Origin of the sequence: Mycoplasmopsis agassizii, from assembly GCF_002276225.1 — a bacterium.
Taxonomy (GTDB): domain Bacteria; phylum Bacillota_I; class Bacilli_A; order Mycoplasmatales; family Metamycoplasmataceae; genus Mycoplasmopsis_B; species Mycoplasmopsis_B agassizii_A.
Window position 1 is genome coordinate 1 of record NZ_NQNY01000023.1, and the last position, 3,202, is coordinate 3,202.

Annotated in this window: 4 protein-coding genes; 3 read left to right on the forward strand and 1 reads right to left on the reverse strand. The window is 29.1% G+C overall.

Annotated features, from left to right (window positions below):
* The 3 genes from CJJ23_RS05115 to CJJ23_RS04855 form a co-directional block, all read left to right on the forward strand.
* Positions 1-880: hypothetical protein (locus tag CJJ23_RS05115; RefSeq protein ID WP_180738044.1), on the forward strand; the 880-nt coding region annotated here is incomplete at its 5' end.
* A gap of 178 nt (positions 881-1,058) precedes the next feature.
* A complete protein-coding gene (locus CJJ23_RS04850) occupies positions 1,059-1,736 on the forward strand; it encodes a hypothetical protein (protein WP_095335214.1) in 678 nt (225 codons plus the stop codon).
* An 81-nt stretch (positions 1,737-1,817) separates the two neighbouring features.
* Complete coding sequence (locus CJJ23_RS04855; protein WP_095335215.1) at positions 1,818-2,318, forward strand: hypothetical protein; 501 nt, start codon at positions 1,818-1,820, stop codon at positions 2,316-2,318.
* Positions 2,319-2,412: 94 nt separating this feature from the next.
* On the opposite strand, the gene CJJ23_RS05120 is transcribed toward CJJ23_RS04855, so the two are convergent.
* A partial coding sequence (locus CJJ23_RS05120; protein ID WP_180738045.1) for a hypothetical protein occupies positions 2,413-3,202 on the reverse strand: 790 nt, incomplete at its 5' end.

Consider the following 3,202-nt stretch of genomic DNA (forward strand, 5'->3'; position numbering starts at 1 on the left):
AAGAAGTCAAAGTGCGCTTGATACAATTACTATTAAGACAACTTCTGATTTAGGTGAGTATACACCGTATTTTATGAACATAAACCATTTACGAGTTTTTGTTGCAGATAGTACTCAAGCTGAAAATAAACGAAAACAAGATATTGAATTAACTTTTGAAAACTTCGATAACTTTACTAAGTGAAAAGAATTTGTTACAAAAGTTACAACTTTATATGGACAAGACAATACAACTGATAAAGCAAAATTAGATGCTTTCTCTAACGCCCTATCAGAAACAATTATTTCGCAAGTAACATCAAGAAATTCAAGTGTAACAGCAGAAACTATGATCTTCTATGTATTACCATTCAAAACAACCGAAATCACTTATACAAATGATACTGGTGGAACAGATATGGCAAGACATGGTCAGTCAGGCGTACATGGAATTGGTGCGAACCAAAACACATTCTTATTTAGTGGATACCAAAACTATGAATGAAAAAACGAAAATAACAAATGAACTCCTGTATCAACAGGTAAACCATGAAACAAAGACAGAAAAACTTTAGAAGGTAATAACAGTAGTCAAGATTCAAATGTTAAAGGAAATGGTGTACTTGAAAGTTTCTTTGAAATCGATAATGTTAAATGACATTTCAATGGTTACTATAGTGGGGCTGAATTAAAATTATTTGGTACCCCTGAACCACAAACTACAAATGATACACCTACATCTGATAGATATCAAACTGGCCTAGCAGTAGCAATTCGTTTCTTATTAGAAGCAATTATTACTAAAGATACTATGAGTAGAACAACAGTAGAAACTACTGGAAATACTGAAGCAACTCCAAGTGTGCCAGCTGAAGTAAATAATGGAGAATCAGAAAACTAACAATAAATTAGTTAATCTTATTTTCTTAATATAAACAAGATTAAATTCAAAAACCACGGCACTTATAGGCTGTGGTTTTTTCATATTTTTTGCACTTTTAAAACTTTTAAGACTTGTTTTAATAGTACAATAACAATTTAGTTTATAATTTAAATAGTTATAAATTTCAAGGAGAAATATGTCAGATAATCAACCTAAAGATGATAGAGAAGAACTTGATGTTGCTGCTTATTGTAAGGGACTTAGAGATCTGAAGAAAAATTATAAACTTTATACAAATGAGAAAAAATATCTTTTTTCAGAAGATGGCTCAAAATTAAAACATGATTTATCAGTTGATGGAGAAAAAATAGTGAGAAAACCTAGAACTAGAAAAGTTGGCAAACCAGGTGGTGGCGATGGTGGAAATAATGATGATCTATATAATAAATTAAAATCAGAGCTTACCGATTATATTGATGAAAAGTTTGATGACTTTAAACAAGAAAATAATCAAAGATTTGATAGCTTTCAGGATCAACTAGTAAAAATGGAAAAAAGGTTTAATGATTCTGAACAAAAAAATGATCGAAGATTTCAAAAATTCGAGGAAAACAATGAACAAAGATTTCAAAAATTCGAGGAAAACAACGAGAAAAGGTTTCGAGAATTTGAAGAAAACAACGAGAAAAGGTTTCGAGAATTTGAAGAAAAAAATGATCAAAGATTCCGTGAATTTCAAGAAGAAAATAATAAAAAACATGAAGAATCAAGATTAGAAAACAGAAAACAAATTGGTGCTTTAGAAAAAAGAATAAACAAGAAAATTGATGATAGATTTGATGAAATACTTAAAGCTATAAAAGATAAAAAATAGTCTTAATAATTATTTTTTTAAAAAATTTAGTGTTGCAAACTATAGCAAGAACAATGCTATAGTTTTTATATACCTAGATATATGTCAGATAATAAACCTAAAGATAATAGAGAAGAACTTGATGTTACTACTTATTGCAAGGATCTTAGAGATATTCAGAAAAATTATAAACTTTATACAAATGATAAAAAATATCTTTTTTCAGAAGAAGGTTCAAAATTAAAACATGATTTATCAATCGAAGGAGAAAAAATAGTGAAAGAACCTAAAAAAGGTGGAGGAACTAAAAAAGGTAAAAATTTTACTGATTTGTACAATAGATCAAAAGGTGAATTAATTGTTTACATCGACGAGAAATTTGATGAATTTAAAGATGATAACAATAAAAGACATGATGAATCTAAACAACAGATTATTAATCTAGAAAAAAGATTTGATGAATTTAAAGATGAGAATAACAAGAAACATGAAGAATCAAGGTTAGAAAGTCAAAAACAAATTAACGCCCTAGAAGAAAGATTGAATAAAAAAATCGATAATCGTTTTGATGAAATACTTAAAGCTATTAAAGAAAATAAATAGGTTTAATATTTATTAAATGTATAAAAAAGCACTACGCATATTTGTAGTGCTTTTTGTATTTGTAAAATTAATTGAATGAATTTTATTTGATTAATTAGGAAGTTGTTCCTGAATCTGTTGAACCTTCTGATCCCGAAGTTGTACTTGGCTGTTCTACTACTGCTGCTGATCTACTCATAGTATCATTAGTAATTACTGCTTCAATTAAGAAACGAATTGCTACTGCAAGTCCTGATTCGTATCTATCAGATGTACCTGTTGATGGGTGTGGTAAACCTAATAACTTAGTATCAGTAGAACCGCCACCATTAAAGTATCATTTAATATCATCAATTTCAAAGTAGTTTGAAGAAACACCATTTGATTTTGATTTTTTAAATGGAAGTCCATTTGAAGTAGTTGAATTTGTATAATCTTGTCAACCACTTAAAAGTAAGGTAGTTTTGTTTGCACCTATTCTTGTATCTGGTGATTGTAGATTAACTAGCATAGTATCTTGAGCAGTACCATAAGTAAAATCACCTGTTCATGGTTTTACATAAAATATTTTTGAATTAGCAGTTATTGTATTTTTTTTAGTTTGTGTTTCTATAGTTACTGAACGTAATGCTGCATCAATAAATAATGGTGCAAGAGCATTAGAGAAAGCATCTAATTTTGCTTTATCTTCTGCATTATCTTTTCCTCATAAAGTTATAACTCTATCAAGTAGACCTTTTCATTCATCATAGCTAGCAAAGTTTTCGATACTTGTTTGAATGTTTGAAGCAGAAGAACCAGCAGCACTATTAGTTGCTGCTCCGGCTGTCATAAAATACGGTGTATACTCACCTAAATCAGAAGTTGTCTTAATAGTAATTGTATCAAGCGCACTTTGACTTCCT